14 protein-coding genes are annotated in these 18,241 nt (G+C 43.8%); 6 read left to right on the plus strand and 8 right to left on the minus strand.

Going from position 1 to position 18,241, the window contains the following annotated elements:
• Positions 1-3 precede the first annotated feature (3 nt).
• The 6 genes from pulA to HBA50_RS00580 all read right to left on the minus strand — a co-directional run bounded on the left by pulA (position 4) and on the right by HBA50_RS00580 (position 7,543).
• Positions 4-2,079: a type I pullulanase gene (pulA, locus tag HBA50_RS00555; protein WP_045500142.1), complete on the minus strand. Its 2,076-nt coding sequence runs from the start codon at positions 2,077-2,079 to the stop codon at positions 4-6.
• A gap of 15 nt (positions 2,080-2,094) precedes the next feature.
• Positions 2,095-3,078 (minus strand): LacI family DNA-binding transcriptional regulator, encoded by a 984-nt coding sequence (locus HBA50_RS00560; RefSeq protein ID WP_045500145.1) that lies wholly within the window; start codon positions 3,076-3,078, stop codon positions 2,095-2,097.
• A 9-nt stretch (positions 3,079-3,087) separates the two neighbouring features.
• A complete protein-coding gene (locus HBA50_RS00565; protein WP_045500148.1) occupies positions 3,088-3,900 on the minus strand; it encodes a DUF1189 family protein in 813 nt (270 codons plus the stop codon).
• A 104-nt stretch (positions 3,901-4,004) separates the two neighbouring features.
• Entirely contained in the window at positions 4,005-4,847 is an 843-nt protein-coding gene (locus tag HBA50_RS00570) for a sugar ABC transporter permease (protein ID WP_005592080.1), read from the minus strand.
• Between the two features lies 1 nt (position 4,848).
• The gene (locus HBA50_RS00575) at positions 4,849-6,138 is read right to left on the minus strand and encodes a carbohydrate ABC transporter permease (protein WP_045500151.1); all 1,290 of its coding nucleotides are present in this window, start codon (positions 6,136-6,138) and stop codon (positions 4,849-4,851) included.
• Positions 6,139-6,283: 145 nt separating this feature from the next.
• Positions 6,284-7,543: an extracellular solute-binding protein gene (locus tag HBA50_RS00580; protein ID WP_045500153.1), complete on the minus strand. Its 1,260-nt coding sequence runs from the start codon at positions 7,541-7,543 to the stop codon at positions 6,284-6,286.
• Between the two features lie 326 nt (positions 7,544-7,869).
• Here HBA50_RS00580 and malQ point away from each other — a divergent pair, with 326 nt between their 5' ends.
• The 4 genes from malQ (at position 7,870) to nrdI (ending at position 12,931) form a co-directional block, all read left to right on the plus strand.
• Entirely contained in the window at positions 7,870-9,378 is a 1,509-nt protein-coding gene (gene malQ / locus HBA50_RS00585; RefSeq protein WP_045500156.1) for a 4-alpha-glucanotransferase, read from the plus strand.
• A 39-nt stretch (positions 9,379-9,417) separates the two neighbouring features.
• On the plus strand, positions 9,418-11,679 hold the full coding sequence (glgP, locus tag HBA50_RS00590) for a glycogen/starch/alpha-glucan family phosphorylase (RefSeq protein ID WP_045500159.1): 2,262 nt from the start codon (positions 9,418-9,420) through the stop codon (positions 11,677-11,679).
• A 194-nt stretch (positions 11,680-11,873) separates the two neighbouring features.
• The gene (locus tag HBA50_RS00595) at positions 11,874-12,392 is read left to right on the plus strand and encodes an ABC transporter permease (protein WP_045500162.1); all 519 of its coding nucleotides are present in this window, start codon (positions 11,874-11,876) and stop codon (positions 12,390-12,392) included.
• A gap of 62 nt (positions 12,393-12,454) precedes the next feature.
• Positions 12,455-12,931, plus strand: coding sequence for a class Ib ribonucleoside-diphosphate reductase assembly flavoprotein NrdI (gene nrdI, locus HBA50_RS00600; protein WP_045500935.1), 477 nt, complete (start codon positions 12,455-12,457; stop codon positions 12,929-12,931).
• Between the two features lie 46 nt (positions 12,932-12,977).
• On the opposite strand, the gene HBA50_RS00605 is transcribed toward nrdI, so the two are convergent.
• Positions 12,978-13,244, minus strand: coding sequence for a hypothetical protein (locus tag HBA50_RS00605; RefSeq protein WP_045500165.1), 267 nt, complete (start codon positions 13,242-13,244; stop codon positions 12,978-12,980).
• Positions 13,245-13,295: 51 nt separating this feature from the next.
• Positions 13,296-14,984 carry an arginine--tRNA ligase gene (argS, locus tag HBA50_RS00610; RefSeq protein WP_045500168.1) on the minus strand — a complete coding sequence of 563 codons (1,689 nt, stop codon included), beginning with the start codon at positions 14,982-14,984 and terminating at the stop codon, positions 13,296-13,298.
• Between the two features lie 125 nt (positions 14,985-15,109).
• On the opposite strand from argS, the gene argR reads away from it, so the two are divergent.
• Positions 15,110-15,550, plus strand: a complete 441-nt coding sequence (argR, locus tag HBA50_RS00615; protein ID WP_045500171.1) for an arginine repressor — start codon at positions 15,110-15,112, stop codon at positions 15,548-15,550.
• A 73-nt stretch (positions 15,551-15,623) separates the two neighbouring features.
• A complete protein-coding gene (mutS, locus tag HBA50_RS00620) occupies positions 15,624-18,173 on the plus strand; it encodes a DNA mismatch repair protein MutS (protein WP_045500174.1) in 2,550 nt (849 codons plus the stop codon).
• Positions 18,174-18,241 lie beyond the last annotated feature (68 nt).

Raw genomic sequence — 18,241 nt, forward strand, 5'->3', positions numbered from 1 at the left:
GCTTTATTTCAAAACCAAGACTTGCTTAGCAGGAACCGTATAAGAGTCTGCTAGCGGGGCGATTGGTTTTTTAGCGTTAATGTGCGGATACTGAAGGTGGATGCTTTGCTTCATTTTGTTTTCATAAGTCGCTGCTTCAGTACCAAAGTTAATCAAGATGGTCAGCGCTTGTTTATCTTTTTGAATCTTATATTCAACGAGGCTAGGGCTGAGCCATTTGACCTGACAAGCCTTTTGAATAGCAGAGCTAGTTGTCAGAGTCAAAAGCGGATGAGCCTTTCTAAAGGCAATGAGTTGCTTCAAAAATTCAATGTCTTCAGTGTAGTGAAGTGAGCGCAGCCAGTCTAGCTTGTTGACATCATCAGGCAGGTTGTAGGTGTTGTCAATCAGATTTTTAGTCCGATAAAATTCCTGCCCGCTGTGGAGGAAAGGCACCCCTTGTGCTAAGAGAACGATGTGCAGTGCTAGACGAGAGTTAGCTAGGCGCTGACGGAGGCTGATATTTGGATTTTGAATATCAAAATAATCAAACACCGTTGCATTGTCATGGCATTCTACATAGTTGATCGCCTGATGAGGCGCTAGGAAATGTTGCTCTCCTGTCAGGCCAACATTGGCTGTCAGGACATTTTCTAGCCAGCTGGTCGCATGCTCTTTGTCCAGTCGGCTACCTTGGACGATGGTTTGCTTGATCGTATCACGGAAATGATCGCTGAAGAATCCATACTCAGGTAGTTGTTCAGCGTTGAACTGATGAGCTAGAAGGTCGCTATCAAGACCAGTCGGCATCTGCCAACCTTCTCCGTAAAGGTAGATGTTGGGATGGATGGCTTTTAGTTCCTGAGCGATTTGCTTCATGGTGGTTATGTCGAGAATGCCCATCAAGTCAAAGCGGAAACCGTCAAAGCCGTAGAGGCTAACCCATTGCTGGACGGATTGTTGGATATAATGGCGCACCATAGCTTTTTCGCTGGCTACATCATTTCCGCAAAAGGTACCGTTTGTCCGTAGGCCTTGCTCATCGAGACGATAGAAGTAGCCTGGGACAATTTTTTCAAAAGCATAGGCATCTGCCTCATAGACGTGATTGTAGACGACATCCATGATAACGCTCATATCAGCCTGGTGATAAGCTGCAATCGCGTCTTGTAGTTCAAAGATACGGCTATAGGGATTGTGTGGGTCGCTTGAGAAGCTACCTTCAGGAACATTATACTGGACGGGATCATAGCCCCAATTATAAACGAGTTCGGGGTGTTTTTCGTCAACACTGCCAAAGTCATAGACTGGCATAAGCTGAACGTGTGTAATGCCTAAATCTTGCAAGTATTTGAGACCAAAGGTCTGGCCGTGTACGGTTGGAGATTCGGACAGAGAAGCAAATTTACCAGGTTGTGAAAAACCAGCTTCCTTTTGCATGGAGAAATCACGCACGCTCATTTCATAGATAACGGCTTCTGTTGGTTTTACTTGGCTGGCAGCGCGCTGAATAGGTTTGCTAATCTTTTTTCGATCAATGACATAACTATGACCAGAGTTGGCATCTGAAGAGAGGGCGTAGGGGTCATGTACTTCTACCCATTTTCCGTTCACCTTATGGATATAGTAGTAGGCCTTGCCTTCTAAGTCCCCAAGGACCTGCGTATGCCAGACACCTCTATCTTGCCTTTGGAGGGAGATGACCTGATCTTCCAGATGAAGCAAAACTTTTTCCGAAATAGGCGCCCACAGTTTGAAATCTGTTGCCTGAGGGCTATAGCTAGCTCCCAAATCTCTTTCTTGGTAGCTAAATAATTCATCAAAAATTGGCTTTTGGACAATGTGGCGATACTGGAGAATGGTGTGGTTGCGGTCCTGATCATAGACTGTATAGGATTCGGTCAAATCAATTGGGTCATTGACTGAAAGGGTATAGACAATTTGATGTTCTTGATTCTCAATTTTTTTGATGGTCAAGGGACTAGAGCTATGCTTGTCCTCTAGAGTAAAGTGGATAGAATAAGCGTCAAAGGACTTTTCCAATTCGATAGTGATGCTATTTTCATCATCTAAGTAGGCTTGGAAAATACGATAAACCATGAAATTTCTCCTTAACTAACGAGTAAGAATACTGTGTGGGATGACTTGGCGATAGCAAGTATGCTTGTCATCCTTATTATCTTTAATGATTTGGAGCAAGGTTCGGAAAGATTCCCTCCCCAACTCGAGGGTGTTGATATTAATATAGGCATCCACGTCGATGCGTGGCTTGATAGAGTCAAAAGTGATAATCGGGAAGCGGTAGTCGATGTCTTTAAGATAGTGGAGAGCCCCTTCGGCAACCATACTATCCGATGTCACAAAGGCTTCAATTTCCTGAATAGGCATCTTTTCCATAATCTTATAACTGCTATCTTCCAAGAGGAAACCGAAAGAAAACTTGACGATGTTTTCATCGAGAGGGATGCCTGCTTCTTCCAGGGCTTGTTTGTAGCCGGCAAAGCGGTCTTGGGATACGACAAGCTCTTTATTCCCAGCTAGAAAGGCAATTTTTTTATAACCTTGATCTAGGAAATATTTGGTTGCATCGTAGCCAGCCTTGATATTATCATTATCGACCAAAGAAACAAATGGTGACACTGCTTTCCCTAAAATCAAGAAAGGAAACTGATTTTTAATCGCAAAGTCAACCAGCGGATCGTTTGGCTTAGAATAGAGAAAAATCAAACCATCAACGCGTTTTCCGAAAATCATTTGTTTAATATTTTCTAAACGACGCTCTTCGTCCTGTCCGGTGCTAATCTGAATGGCATAGTCATGTTCAGACGCGATGCGCGAAATCCCCCGCAAGACAGTTGGGAAGAATGGGTTTTGGTAAAAAAGATCCGAATCATCGGGCAGCACTAGGCCGATGACTTGGGTTGATTGGCTGACCAGACTTCTAGCGTTGAGATTTGGATGATAGTCCAGCTCTTTCATGGCAGCACGAACCCGTTTTTTAGTTTCATCGCTGATAGTTGACTTGTTTTGTACGACGCGTGTCACAGTTGAGGGAGACACACCCGCTAGTTTCGCTACTTCTTTAATCGTAACGCGCATAATAACCTCCTAATTTCTGAAATCCTCATCACGAAAATGTGTTTTGTAGAAAATAATCACCAAATAAAGAACAAACAAGATATTTTGAACGGTGATAATCGTAGGCAGGCTTTGCCCAAATAAGCCGCAGATAAGGCCGATAATCGTTGGTAATCCTAGGCAGTTGAGGATAAAATGATAGCATTCTTTAAAGGTTCTAAAAGAAAATAACCGTGATTTCTTGGTCAGATAGAGCAAGAAGGAAGCACCGAGTGCTAGAAAGGTAAAGTTGATGCTAAAGAGGAAGCCTGCGGAGAGGACTAGAAAGAGGCTGATTACCAGGCGGTTTTGCTGGAACCAGTCTTTAGAAATGGCTTTGGTCAGGGCTTCTTTACTTTTTAGAGCCTTCTGGTCAATGGCTTGGTAGCGGATATTGGCCAGTTCTTTTCCTCCTTTAGTGATTTTAAGATTTTCTTTGTCGAAGTAAAGGGTCAGCTCCTTGCCTAATTTGAGCTCCTCGTGATGGCCGATAATGACAGTCCCAGCGGCATTGTGATGAATGCCTTCAGGATTTTCAGTGGTTAGTATATGGTCTTTTATCTGGGCATGATGGTCAAAGTCAATCATCACGTCTTCATCCAGAGTGTCAAATGCCTTATCAACAAAAGTATCCAGAGCATAGCTCGTCAAAGATGCTGTTTGAACGGCCACGGGAATCAAAGACAGAGAAATCAAAAAGATGCTGGTAAAGATGAGCTGGAACCAGCTAAGCATCCGACGATTGGCGAAAGTTTTTCTAAAACCAATCAAGCTCGAAAAATAATTAAAAGGATAAGGTAACATAGCTGTCTCTTTCTAAAATTATAATCAGGTGGTGGCCAATAAAGAACTTATTGGCTGCCATATAACTATAATTGTCTTTAAATCAAAAACAGGGTGGGACAAGATTATCCCTTGTCTCCACCACTTGTTAAACCAGATACAAAATTCTTTTGCAGGAAGAAGAAGAGAATACAGATTGGAAGGGCAGTGAGAATCGCACCGGCAGCAAAGAAGGCAATTTTTTGATTCTTGACATCGCTGACGAAGGTACGAAGACCAACTGCAACCGTATAAAATTCTTTTTCACGAAGAAGGAAGCTAGAGAGGATATAGTCTCCGAAAGGTCCCATGAAGGCCCAGAGAGCTTGCACAGCAATCATTGGGCGAACGAGGGGCAGGACAATCTGCCAGAAACGTCTGAAATGACCAGCACCGTCTAATTTAGCTGACTCATCTAGAGACATAGGAACGGTATCGAAGTATCCTTTCATCAACCAAGCATTCATTGGAATACCACCACCCACATAAAGGAAGATGAGGAACCAGCTTTGGTTGAGGGCATTGAGCATCAGCGCCATAACGAAGAAGGCGGTCAGAGCTGCAATGGTTGGCACCATTTGGATAATCAAGAAGAAAACCAAACTTTGCTTTCTTGCGATGAAATTGTAACGGCTGTATGCATAACCTGCAAGTACCACTATACTGGTTTGGACAATCATTGTCAAGACGGCAATGATAATGGTGTTAAAGTACCAAGTGCCATATAGAGTCTCTGAGAAGAGACGAGAGAAGTTTTCCAGACTGAAGTTGATGTCTGTGTCTAGCTTGAAGGCTACGACATTCCCCGTCTTGAAAGCAGACATGATCGTAATCAAGAGCGGGTAGAGAATGATAATGGAAAGCACTACAAGGTAGAGATAGGTCAAACTATGGTTGATAAAACGTTTAAATTTAACAGAACTATTCATCTTATACATCCTCCATATCAAATGCGTGTAGTTTCTTGAAGGCAATCATAGAGATAGAGATGACGATGATGGAGATGATGAGGGTAACGGCCGCCGCCATTGAATATTGCGGTGCTGTACCTGTGGTCAAACGATAAATCCAAGAGATCAGGATATCGGTTGAACCAGCTCCTCCACCGACACTACCAGGACCACCTGCATTGAAGAGGTAGATGATTGAGAAGTTATTAAAGTTAAAGGTGTATTGACTGATCAAAGTTGGTGCCGCAACTGCCAAGATCATTGGGAAAGTGATGTTGCGGAATTTCTGCCAAGCATTGGCTCCGTCGATGTAAGCTGCTTCGTAAAGGTCATTTGGAATAGACTGCAAGATACCCAAGGTCAGGACGTAGATATAAGGGAATCCAAGCCAACCTTGCATCATAATCAGAGCAATCTTAGTCCAAGTCGGATCAGTCTTCCACGGAATCAGATGTCCATCTAGGAAGGGAAGAACCTTGCCGAGAAGCGGGATGACTTGAGTGTTGATGGCACCGATACTATCGTTGAACATGTTTGAGAAAGTCAGGATAGTGATAAAGGCTGGAACTGCCCAAGGAAGCAGGAAGATAACACCGAAGATGCGTTTTCCTTTGATGAATGGTTGGTTGGCAATAATAGCAGTGAAAATACCGATTACGATTTGCAAAGTAGAGGCTGCCAGTGCCCAGATGATAGTCCAAGTCAAGACAGAACCAAAGGCCGCACGGAAGGTGCTCAATTGCCAAATATTAGCAAAGTTGGTAAAGCCAACCCAATCCAATAATTTATTTGGTGGCAAGTGTTTGAAATCATAGTTGGTAAAGGCGATCAAGAGCGTTACCAATACAGGGAAAATGATAGCAAAGGTCATTGCCAGATAAGAAGGGATGATGAGTAAGTAAGGGAAGCCATTTTCATAGATTCCATCAAACATTTCCTTCAAGGTAGTATGAACAGGATAATCATTGTTCCACTGTTTAGCAACCGTCTGAGCATCCTTCAAGTTAAATCCATAGAAAATCAGGAAAAATACCACGAGGATGAGGTGGAAGGCGCCGCGGATCAGCATGAAGAGTGAGTTGTCACCACGGACTTCACCAAGGGTGATGAGATTTTCAATTTCTGGTAGGGCAATAGCTACGAAATAAGCTAAGAATGCAACCGTAACCCCAAGAAAGATGTATCCTTTGGCCTTTTGATCATTATAGATTTGCCCCAACCCTGGAATGAGGGAGCGCAACATGGCTTGTTTGGGATCTTTTTTTGTCATTGTAGTCTCCTTAGATACGAGAAAGATTGAGGAATTGCAGTAAGTACAAGTCCTAATCCGAGTTTTTCTTATTAGAAGATAGAGTAAATCCTTATTCTATCAAACAAGGGGTAGGGAAAATTCCCACCCCTTTATTTAAACTTGCTTATTTGTTGCCGAATTTTTGATCGATAGTTTCTTTGATCAATTTAACAGCATCTTCAGCTGAAGTTTTAGCATCTTTCTTGCCGCTTACAGCATCGAAGAGCATGTTCTTAGCTGGATCCCAAACAGTACTCATTTCAGAGATGTTTGGCATTGGTTCTGCAGATTTGAACTGTTTAACAACTGCGTCTGTCAATTCATCTTTCTTGCTTACAGCGTATTCACGTGCTTCTGTGTTAGCAGGAACTTCGTTTGTTGCATCGTAAAGAGCTTTTTGTTGTGCAGTTGATGCAAGGAAGTTAACGAATTTTTGTGCGCCGTCAACGTTCTTAGAACCAGCAGGGATGACCCAAGCTTTACCACCACCAAAGGCTTTGTATTCTTTTCCGTTTGGAAGTGTTGGGATAGTTGCTACGCCGTAGTTTACTTTAGCTTCTTTAAGAGATGCAGCTTTCCAAGGTCCGTCGATGATTGCAGCAGTTTTTCCACCTTGGAATTGAGTTTGGATCAAGTTAGAAGCGCCTTCTGTATCTTGCATACCTTTAGGCCATTTTGCATACCAAGTTTTAGCGTACTCAATTCCTTTGATAGAACCTTCGTTAGCCAAACCGATATCTTTAGGATCTGTACCGTCTTTACCAAAGACATAAGCACCGTTTCCAGAAAGGAGACCGTAAGCATAGTAGAAGTTTGTCCAGTCAGCAAGGAAAGCAGAAGTTTTGCCATCTTCACCTTCGAAAGCGTACTTGCTGTCTTTAGCCAATTCTTCAAGTTCAGCAAATGTTGTAGGAGCTTTTTGGATCAGGTCTTTGTTATAGTACATTACCAAAGTCTCGATAACAGCAGGAGCACCGTAAGTAGTTCCGTCGATTGTTACCAAAGATTTAGTAGTATTGTCAGCTTTTGCATCTTTGCCCAACTCAACTTCTGAAAGTTGTCCGTCAGCACCTAGGCTTCCCACGCGGTCGTATGGTGCCATCATGACATCTGGAGATTTACCAGACTGGTTGTCAAGTGAAAGGTTATCAAGACCTGTAAGAGCATCCCCAGTTTTAATAGTAACTTTAGTGCCAGTTTCTTTTTCGTAAGCTTTGGCAGCTTCTTCCATGTAGCTCTTGTAGCCTTCGTCTACATATGCAGTGAGCTCATTGCTTGCAGCAGTGTCTTTTTTAGAAGATTTGCTACCGCAGGCTGTCAAAATAAAACCTGCTAAAGCAACAGTACCGAGAACAGCAACGCTCTTCAACATTTTGTTTTTCATGATTATTCCTCCTAAAGAATAAAAGTATAATACCATCTAAGAACACGCTTGCATAGCGCAAACGTTTTCTTGAACTTAAAATAATTTTAGCACAAAAGGTAAACGCTTGCAAGCGTTTTTAAGAAAATTTTAAAAAATTTTTAAGGAAAGAGTGTTAATTTAAACGATATATAAGGAAAGAAAATGGAAATCTATGGTATAATAAATAAAAAAGTTTTTTAAAAAGCTTGCACTTGAAAAAAAAATAGGTTATAATTCAAGCAACGCAAACGTTTTCGCTAAATAAAGTAGGAAACAAGCATGAAAAAATTTTTGAGGTGTTACATATGAAAGCGAGACAAAGTGGTGTATTGATGCACATTTCCTCTTTGCCAGGCAAGTACGGGATTGGTTCTTTTGGTCAGTCTGCTTATGATTTTGTGGATTTCTTAGTTAGAACGAAGCAACGTTATTGGCAAATCTTGCCTTTGGGAACGACTAGTTACGGGGACTCCCCTTACCAGTCTTTCTCAGCCTTTGCAGGGAATACTCACTTTATTGATTTGGATTTCTTGATTGACGAAGGCCTGTTGGCAGAAGAAGATCTAAAAGGCGTTGATTTTGGTGATGATCCAAAAGCTGTAGATTATGCAAAAGTATTTGAAGCACGTCGTCCTCTTTTGGAAAAAGCGGTTGCTCGTTTCCTTAAAGTTGGCGATCTTGACAAATTCCGTCACTTTGTTGCGGAAAATGCAGCTTGGTTAGAGCTTTTTGCGGAATACATGGCTGTTAAAGAGCATTTTGATCTGAAAGCTTGGACAGAATGGCCAGATGAAGCGATTCGTCGTCGCCAACCAGAAAGCTTGGCTAGCTATCGTGAGAAATTGGCAGACAAGCTGGAGTACCACCGTGTAACTCAATATCTCTTCTTTAAACAATGGTTGGAACTCAAGAAATATGCCAATGACCATCACATCGAAATCGTTGGTGACATGCCAATCTATGTAGCTGCTGACAGTGCAGATGTCTGGGCTCAGCCTCACTTCTTCAAGACAGATAAGCAAGGTCGTCCAGTTAAAGTTGCTGGCTGCCCACCAGATGAATTTTCAGAGACTGGCCAATTATGGGGTAACCCAATTTATAATTGGGATGCCATGGATCAAGATGGCTATGCTTGGTGGATTGAGCGTCTTCGCGAAAGCTTCAAGATTTACGACATTGTTCGGATCGACCACTTCCGTGGCTTTGAGTCTTATTGGGAAGTGCCAGCTGAGTCTGACACAGCGGCTACTGGTCACTGGGTCAAAGGTCCAGGTTATAAGCTGTTTGCCGCAGTGAAAGAAGCTTTAGGTGATTTGAACATCATTGCAGAAGACCTTGGATTCATGACGGATGAAGTCATTGAATTGCGTGAACGAACTGGCTTCCCAGGTATGAAGATTCTGCAATTCGCTTTCAATCCAGATGATGAAAGCATTGATAGTCCACACTTGGCTCCACATAACTCTGTGATGTACACTGGTACTCACGACAATAATACTGTATTGGGCTGGTATAAGGATGAGATCGATGATCCAACCCGTGAATACATGGCTCAGTATACCAACCGCAAAGAATACGAAACGGTGCCACATGCAATGCTTCGTACAATCTTTGCTTCCGTTAGCTACATGGCTATCGCAACGATGCAAGATCTGCTAGAGCTAGATGGCTCTGCCCGCATGAACCTGCCTTCTACAATTGGCGGCAACTGGGCATGGCGGATGACAGCTGAAGAGCTAAACCCTATCGTAGAAGGTCAGCTTTATCATTTGACTAAGGTCTATCGTCGTCTGAATACGGACTTACTTTCATAAGACAATAAATTTCAATACTTTCTAATACTAGGAGAAATCATGTCAAACTTACAAACATATATCCAAAAAACTTATCAAAAGCAAATTGCTGATTGTAGTAATGAAGAGCTTTATCTGGCTCTCTTGAACTACACAAAATTAGCGAGCGCCCAAAAGCCAGTTAATACTGGTAAAAAGAAACTCTACTACATCTCTGCTGAGTTTCTGATTGGTAAACTCTTGTCAAACAACTTGATTAACTTGGGTCTTTATGACGATGTGAAGCATGAATTGGCAGCGGCAGGCAAAGACCTGATCGAAGTCGAAGAAGTAGAATTGGAACCATCTCTTGGTAATGGTGGTTTGGGCCGTTTGGCAGCCTGCTTCTTGGACTCTATCGCAACACTTGGATTGAACGGTGACGGTGTGGGCCTTAACTACCACTTCGGTCTTTTCCAACAAGTCCTTAAAAACAATGAGCAAACAACTATTCCAAACTTCTGGTTGACTGAGCAAAACTGGTTGGTTCGCTCAAGTCGTAGCTACCAAGTGCCATTTGCGCACTTCACCTTGACATCAACTCTTTACGATATTGATGTTCCTGGTTACAAGACAGCTACTAAAAACCGTTTGCGCTTGTTTGACTTGGATTCAGTTGATTCTTCCATCATCAAAGAGGGAATCGAATTTGACAAGACAGATATCGCTCACAACTTGACTCTTTTCCTGTATCCAGATGATAGCGACAAGCAAGGTGAATTGCTCCGTATCTTCCAACAATACTTCATGGTTTCAAACGGTGCACAATTGATCATCGATGAAGCGATCGAAAAAGGAAGCAACTTGCATGACCTTGCAGACTACGCAGTTGTACAAATCAACGATACTCACCCATCACTGGTTATTCCTGAGTTGATCCGTCTTTTGACTGCGCGTGGTATCGAGCTTGATGAAGCGATCTCAATCGTACGTAGCATGACTGCCTACACAAACCACACTATCCTTGCTGAAGCCCTTGAAAAATGGCCTCTTGAATTCTTGCAAGAAGTGGTTCCTCACTTGGTACCAATCATCGAAGAATTGGATCGTCGTGTCAAAGCAGAATACAAAGATCCAGCTGTTCAAATCATCGATGAGAGCGGCCGTGTTCACATGGCACACATGGATATCCACTATGGCTACAGCGTCAACGGGGTTGCAGCACTCCACACTGAAATCTTGAAGAACTCTGAGTTGAAAGCTTTCTACGATATTTATCCAGAGAAATTCAACAACAAGACAAACGGTATCACATTCCGTCGTTGGCTCATGCACGCTAACCCACGTTTGTCCAGCTACTTAGATGAACTTCTTGGTCGCGATTGGCACCATGATGCTGCTAAGTTGGAAGGTCTACTTGACTTTGCTGGCAAGCAAGAAGTGAAAGAAAAGCTGGAAGGCATTAAGTCTCACAACAAGCGTAAATTGGCTCGTCACTTGAAGGAAGCTCAAGGTGTAGAAATCAATCCAGATTCTATCTTTGATATCCAAATCAAGCGTCTACACGAGTACAAACGCCAACAAATGAATGCATTGTATGTCATCCACAAATACTTGGACATCAAGGCTGGTAACATTCCTGCTCGTCCAATCACTGTCTTCTTTGGTGGTAAGGCAGCGCCTGCTTACACAATTGCCCAAGACATCATTCACTTGATCCTTTGCTTGTCAGAAATCATCGCGAATGACCCGGCAGTGGCACCACACTTGCAAGTGGTTATGGTTGAGAACTATAACGTTACAGCATCAAGCTTCTTGATTGCAGCTGGTGATATTTCTGAGCAAATCTCACTTGCTTCTAAAGAAGCTTCAGGTACTGGTAACATGAAATTCATGCTCAACGGTGCTTTGACACTTGGTACCATGGACGGTGCTAACGTGGAAATCGCTGAGTTGGTTGGCAAAGACAACATCTACATCTTTGGTGAAGATTCGGAAACTGTTATCGATCTTTATGCAAAAGCAGCCTACAAATCAAGCGAATTTTACGCTCGTCCAGCTATCAAACCGTTGGTTGACTTTATCATCAGCGATGCTGTTCTTGCAGTAGGTAAGAAAGAACGCTTGGAACGTCTTTACAATGAATTGATCAACAAAGACTGGTTCATGACGCTTCTTGACTTGGAAGACTACATCAAAGTTAAAGAGCAAATGCTTGCTGACTACGAAGACCGCGATGCATGGTTGGATAAAGTGATCGTTAACATTGCAAAAGCTGGCTTCTTCTCAGCAGACCGTACAATCCAACAATACAATGATGAAGTATGGCATTTGGAGAACTAATTATTTAAAATAAGGGAAAAAGCCTAGACGGGACTGTCTTGGCTTTTTTCGTGTTAGAAGACTAGAGTAAGTAGCCTTGGAGGATAAGCTTTTCTGGTAGATAGAGCTTTTAAAATCGTAGCAGACCTTGTCTCTTGTCAGTCTTTTCTTTTGGGTGTATAATAAGAAAAAGTATTTCTTTACAGGAGGTTGTTATGAAAAAGAAACCGATTTATCTCTATGTCTTACTGGGGTTAGCAACAGCTGGCAGTTTATGGGGGCTTGTGTCGAAGTTCTCCTCTTCTAATGATGCAGTGGAATCCTTGCTTAAAGGCATGGAAGAGCCAGTAAAATCTCAGTTTGCAACTTATTTTAGCAAAAGCGCGGAACTGTCCGGTTCGCTACTAAGTAATGTTTTCTTTTATGCTAGCCTGCTCCTTTTGATAGCAGCATGGTTCTTCGTTTTTAAGAAAGACATCTTTAAAGCAAATCTTATTTACATCGCGAACGTTCTTATTGGCTTGATTGGAACAGCGTATGGTTATGTGGTAGCAAAAGGGATTGCAACTTCTTCCTTCTCGGATCCAACATTACTTTCAACTCAGATACTGGGGTTGAATATGAGTGTCGGCTTCTCTGTCGTTCTTAGCCTCATCTTCCTTTCGATTGTTGTCTTTAAGCTGATCAAGCAGCAAAAGGAAGCTGAAACTGTAGAAGTAGCTGAAGAAGAATAAGATTTGACAAATAACATTTACCTGCTACAATCTAGATGGGCAGATAAATGTTATTTTTTGGAATGGAGCAAATAAACATGAAAGTTTCCTTAGTTTATATCAGCTTGAGTGGCAATACAGAGAGTTTTGTCCGTCGTTTGAGTGACTATTTATTAGAGCAGCATCCGAGTCTAGAGATTGAGAAAATCCATATCAAAGACTTAGTGAAAGAGGGGCATCCGTTCTTTGAAATGGCCAATCCCTTCATCACTTTTCTACCGACCTATCTGGAAGGTGGTAATGGTGTGGATAATGGCGATGTCGAGATTCTTACGACAGATGTGGCCGATTTTATAGCTTATGGACAGAATGCTAGCAAGTGTTTGGGAGTTATCGGAAGTGGCAATCGTAACTTTAACAACCAGTACTGCCTGACTGCTAAGCAATACAGCCAACGTTTTGGTTTCCCCGTTTTAGCTGATTTTGAAATGCGTGGTATGTTAGGCGATATTAAAAAAGTAGCTGGCATTATCGAGGAATTGTACGAAATAAAAGCATAAATAAAAAGCCGTTCGATCAACATTTTTGATCGAACGGCTTTTGTTTCTATTCTTGACTTGCATGCTCGCTGGCGATCGTTTCGACCAGCTCTTTTGAATATAAAATTCCTAAACGGTATTTTTTGTTAATGTAAGCAATAAGGTCATTTTGGTTTTCACTAGTGGCCATTTTTTCTTGGAGTTCTTGTCGAAAATGATCACTTTTTAGGAGTTCCTGCTGCAGCAAAATCTGCAACTTTACCTTTTCTCTTTTGTTGTACAAAAAGAGAATGACCAAGCTAAGGACAACTAAAATATAAGCAGTTTCATTCATAAAATATCTCTTCCTAAGAAAACCTCCCAAAACTGGAAGGTTTGTGTAGGGTTACATTTTTTCTGGTGCTTCTACACCAAGCATGCGGAGAGCTTCCTTCAGCACAACAGCAGTAGTGTAGCTGAGAGCTAGACGGCTGTCGCGTTCAGGATTTTCATCCAAGATGCGAGTGTGAGCATAGTATTTATTGAAGGCTTGAGCTAGGCTGATCGCGTATTTGGCAATCAGAGATGGCTCAAAGTTATCAGCTGCACGTTTAACTACGCGAGCGAAGTCTTGGATCAGTTTGATAATTTCCCAGCTTTCAGCATCGTTGAGGTTGTAGTTGGCATCAAGACTTGGCTTGAAGTCTGCCTTGCGTAGGATAGACTGGATACGTGCATAGGCATATTGCACATACGGTCCAGTTTCACCTTCAAAGGAAACCATCGCTTCCAAATCAAAGTCGTAACCATTGCGGCGGTCAGTTTTAAGGTCGTAGAATTTAACGGCACCGACACCAACTGCATGGGCAACAGCTTCTTTGTTTTCCAGATTTGGATTCTTCTCTTCAATTTGAGCTTTTGCACGGCTGATTGCTTCTTGCAGAGTTGGTTCCAGAAGGATGATGTTTCCTTTACGTGTTGAAAGTTTTTGGCGGTTTTTCGTAACCAGACCAAAGTCCACGTGGATCATATCATCGCTCCAGTCAAATCCCATCTTCTTAAGGACGGCCTTGAGCTGACGGAAGTGGTTTGATTGTTCTTGACCAACGACATAAACATTCTTGACGAAGTTGTAAGTGCGTGCACGGTACATAGCAGTGGCAATATCACGGGTGATGTAAAGCGTAGCACCGTCTGATTTTTTAATCATAGCTGGTGGCAGGTTGACATCATCCAAGTCCACAATGCTAGCGCCTTTTGATTCTTTCAGGAGACCCTTGTCTTCCAGAATTTTCACGGCCTCGTCCATCTTGTCATTGTAGAAGGCTTCTCCGTTTAAGCTATCGAATTCAACGCCGAGCAATTCATAGATGCGGTTAAATTCAACCAGACTTTCGTCACGGAACCATTGCCAAAGTTCTGTTGCTTCTGGATCGCCATCTTCCAGTTTCTTGAACCAGAGGCGACCTTCTTCATCCAAGGCTGGGTCGTTTTCGATTTCGGCATTGATGCGAACGTAGAGTTGCAAGAGTTCATCGATTGGGTTAGCTTCAACGGCTTCCTTGTTGCCCCATTTCTTGTAGGCAACCATGAGGAGACCGAATTGCTTGCCCCAGTCACCTAAGTGGTTGATCTTGATGGTATTGTAGCCCATCTTGCGGAAGATATTGGACAAGGCATCACCGATAACGGTTGAACGCAAGTGACCGACAGAGAAAGGTTTTGCAATGTTAGGACTGGAAAGGTCGATGGTGATATTTCCGCCCTGACCCTCGTTCTGTTGACCATAGTCAGCGCCTTCCTTGATGACTTCTTTGATGACTTGATCAGAGATTTTAGCTTTGTTGAGGAAGAAGTTGACATAAGGTCCAGTTGCGACAACTTTCTCAAAGTGACTTGGGTCGATCTTTTCAGCAATATCTGCAGCGATAACTTGAGGAGCCTTGCGTTCTACTTTTGCAAGTGAGAAAGCTGGGAAGGCAATGTCTCCAAGATCGGAACTTTTCGGTTGCTCTAGTAGGTTAGAGATAGCGCTTTGGTCCAAGCTGTCAATAACTTTGGCCAACTCGCTAGCGATTAATTGTTTATTATCCATATTTGCTCCTTTGGGTCTTTTGTTACTATTCTATCATATTTTATGAGGAATCTTCAATTTTTTTGGTATAAGATAGATTTTTTGATATAATTGAGAGTATAAATATTCAGTCAATGAGGTCGAGTATGAGAAAAAGCGAGCGTCATCAGCTTATTAAATGGATGATCAAGGAAGAAAAGTTAGGAACACAAAAGGATATTCAAAAAAGACTGGAAGACGAGGGGATATTTGTAACCCAAACAACCCTCTCGCGGGACCTAAGAGAGATTGGCCTGACCAAGCTGAAGAAAGACGGGCAAGTCTACTATGTGCTGGCTCATGAAGCAGAGGAGTTGGACTTAGCTGGATTTTTGGCCAGTCATGTTCAGGCTGTTTCTAGAGCGGAGTTTACGCTGGTTTTCCGTACAGGACTGGGCGAAGCGACGGTCTTGGCAAATGTGGTAGATGGTTCTCTGGATAGTCGGATTTTAGGAACCGTTGCAGGGGCCAATACCTTGCTGGTGATTTGCCGGGATCAGGAAGCGGCTAGAGAAATCGAGACGAGTGTCAAAGAAGGCATGGAATAGCCAAAAAGCTTAGAATTGACGGAGAGGTTTGAGACAGAAGTCCTGACCTCGTTTGTTTTTAGAAAGGATAGAGATGGCAGTAGAAAAGTTATCGCCAGGCATGCAGCAGTATTTGGATATCAAAAAGGACTATCCAGATGCTTTCTTGCTCTTTCGGATGGGGGATTTCTATGAGTTGTTTTATGATGATGCGGTCAATGCCGCCCAGATTTTAGAGATTTCTCTCACCAGCCGCAATAAAAATGCAGAAAATCCCATTCCCATGGCTGGAGTTCCCTATCATTCGGCACAGCAATATATTGATGTTTTGGTCGAATCAGGCTATAAGGTAGCGATTGCGGAGCAGATGGAAGATCCCAAGGAAGCCAAGGGAGTTGTTAAGCGGGAGGTCGTTCAGGTTATCACGCCGGGAACGGTGGTGGACTCCAGTAAGCCGGACTCTGCTAATAACTTTCTGGTGGCTCTGGATTACTCAGACGGCCTCTATGGTCTGGCTTATATGGACTTGGTGACTGGTGAGTTTCAGGTGACCAGTTTGGAGGACTTTGCCCTGGTCTGCGGGGAAATTCGCAATTTGAAAGCTAGGGAAGTTGTGTTGGGCTATGCCTTGCCAGAAGCTGAGGAGCAGGTCTTGGCTGGACAGATGAACCTCTTACTGTCCTATGTACAGACGGCCTTGGACGATGTCCAGCTGCTGGGCGAGGAGCTGTCTCCTATGGAGCGTCAGGCAGCAGGGAAATTGCTGGAGTATGTGCACCGGACCCAGATGAGGGAACTCAGCCATTTGAAGAAGGCCCAGCATTATGAAATTAAGGACTTTCTGCAAATGGATTATGCCACTAAGGCGAGTCTGGATTTGACAGAAAATGCTCGTTCAGGCAAGAAGCACGGCAGTCTTTATTGGCTGATGGACGAGACCAAGACGGCCATGGGCAGTCGCATGCTGCGCTCTTGGATCCAGCGTCCGCTGATTGATGAAGCGCGAATTAGCCAGCGGCAGAATGTCGTCGAGGTTTTTCTGGATCATTTCTTTGAGCGGAGTGATTTGACGGAGAGCCTCAAGGGAGTCTATGATATCGAGCGGCTGGCTAGTCGAGTTTCTTTTGGTAAGACCAATCCCAAGGATCTGCTGCAGCTGGCAGCTACATTGGGCAACGTGCCTCAGATTAAGGCTATTCTGCAAGGGATCGACAGTCCGCATCTAGCTCGTTTGATTGAGGGCTTGGATCCTATTCCAGAGTTGGCGGGCTTGATTAGCTCGGCCATTTCGCCAGATGCACCTCATATCATCACCGAGGGCAATATCATTCGGACAGGTTTTGATGAGACCTTGGATCAATATCGGCTTGTGCTGAGGGAGGGGACCGGGTGGATTGCGGAGCTGGAAGTCAAAGAACGTGCCAACAGCGGCATCAGCAATCTGAAGATTGATTACAATAAAAAAGATGGTTACTATTTCCACGTGACCAATTCCCAGCTGGCTCATGTGCCTAGCCATTTCTTCCGCAAGGCGACCCTGAAAAATTCGGAGCGTTTCGGAACGGAGGAGCTGGCACGAATTGAGGGAGAGATGTTGGAGGCGCGTGAAAAATCTGCTAATCTGGAATACGAAATTTTCATGCGGATTCGCGAGGAAGCTGGCAAATACATCCAGCGCTTGCAGGCCTTGGCACAAACGCTGGCAGCTGTGGATGTCCTGCAGAGTTTTGCTGCGGTGGCAGAACAGCAGCATTTGGTGCGTCCCGTCTTTACTGCGGAGCGCCGTCTGCAGATTGAAAAAGGCCGCCATCCTGTTGTGGAAAAGGTGATGGGTGCCCAAAGCTACATTCCAAATAGTATTCTGCTGGACCAGGAAACGGACATCCAGCTGATTACTGGGCCTAATATGAGTGGGAAATCGACCTATATGCGCCAGCTGGCTATCATCGTTATTATGGCGCAGATGGGCTCTTATGTGCCCGCCCAGTCTGCCAGTCTGCCAGTATTTGACGCGATTTTCACTCGCATCGGTGCAGCGGATGATCTGGTGTCTGGCCAGTCCACCTTTATGGTGGAGATGATGGAGGCCAATCGGGCCATTCGACAGGCCAGCGATCGTTCGCTCATTCTCTTTGATGAGCTGGGGCGTGGAACGGCGACTTATGATGGGATGGCGCTGGCTCAAGCCATTATCGAGCATATTCATCATTATACTGGGGCCAAAACCCTCTTTGCCACCCACTATCACGAGCTGACAGCCTTGGAGGATAGTCTGGAGCATTTGGAAAATGTCCATGTGGCAACCTTGGAAAAGGACGGGCAGGTGACTTTCCTGCATAAGATTGAGCCGGGTCCGGCTGACAAGTCCTACGGAATCCATGTAGCGAAGATTGCCGGACTTCCTGAGAAATTACTGGAGCGGGCGGATAGCATTTTGAGCCATTTGGAGAGTCAGAATAAAGGACTTGACTCAGAGCTTCCTGATGGAAGCCTACAAAAGCAGCCGCAAGTGGCGGAGCAGATGTCTCTTTTTGCAGAAGGATCGGAAAATCCAGTCCTGACTGAACTACGAGACTTGGACATCTACAATATGACTCCCCTGGAAGTCATGGCGGCGGTAGCCGAGCTCAAGAAGAAGTTGTAAAAACAAAGAGGCTGGGACAAAAGTCCTAGCCTCTCAATTGTCTTTGGATTGTCGAGCAAGACGCAGTG

The sequence above is a fragment of the Streptococcus cristatus ATCC 51100 genome, assembly GCF_011612585.1.
GTDB lineage: Bacteria > Bacillota > Bacilli > Lactobacillales > Streptococcaceae > Streptococcus > Streptococcus cristatus_H.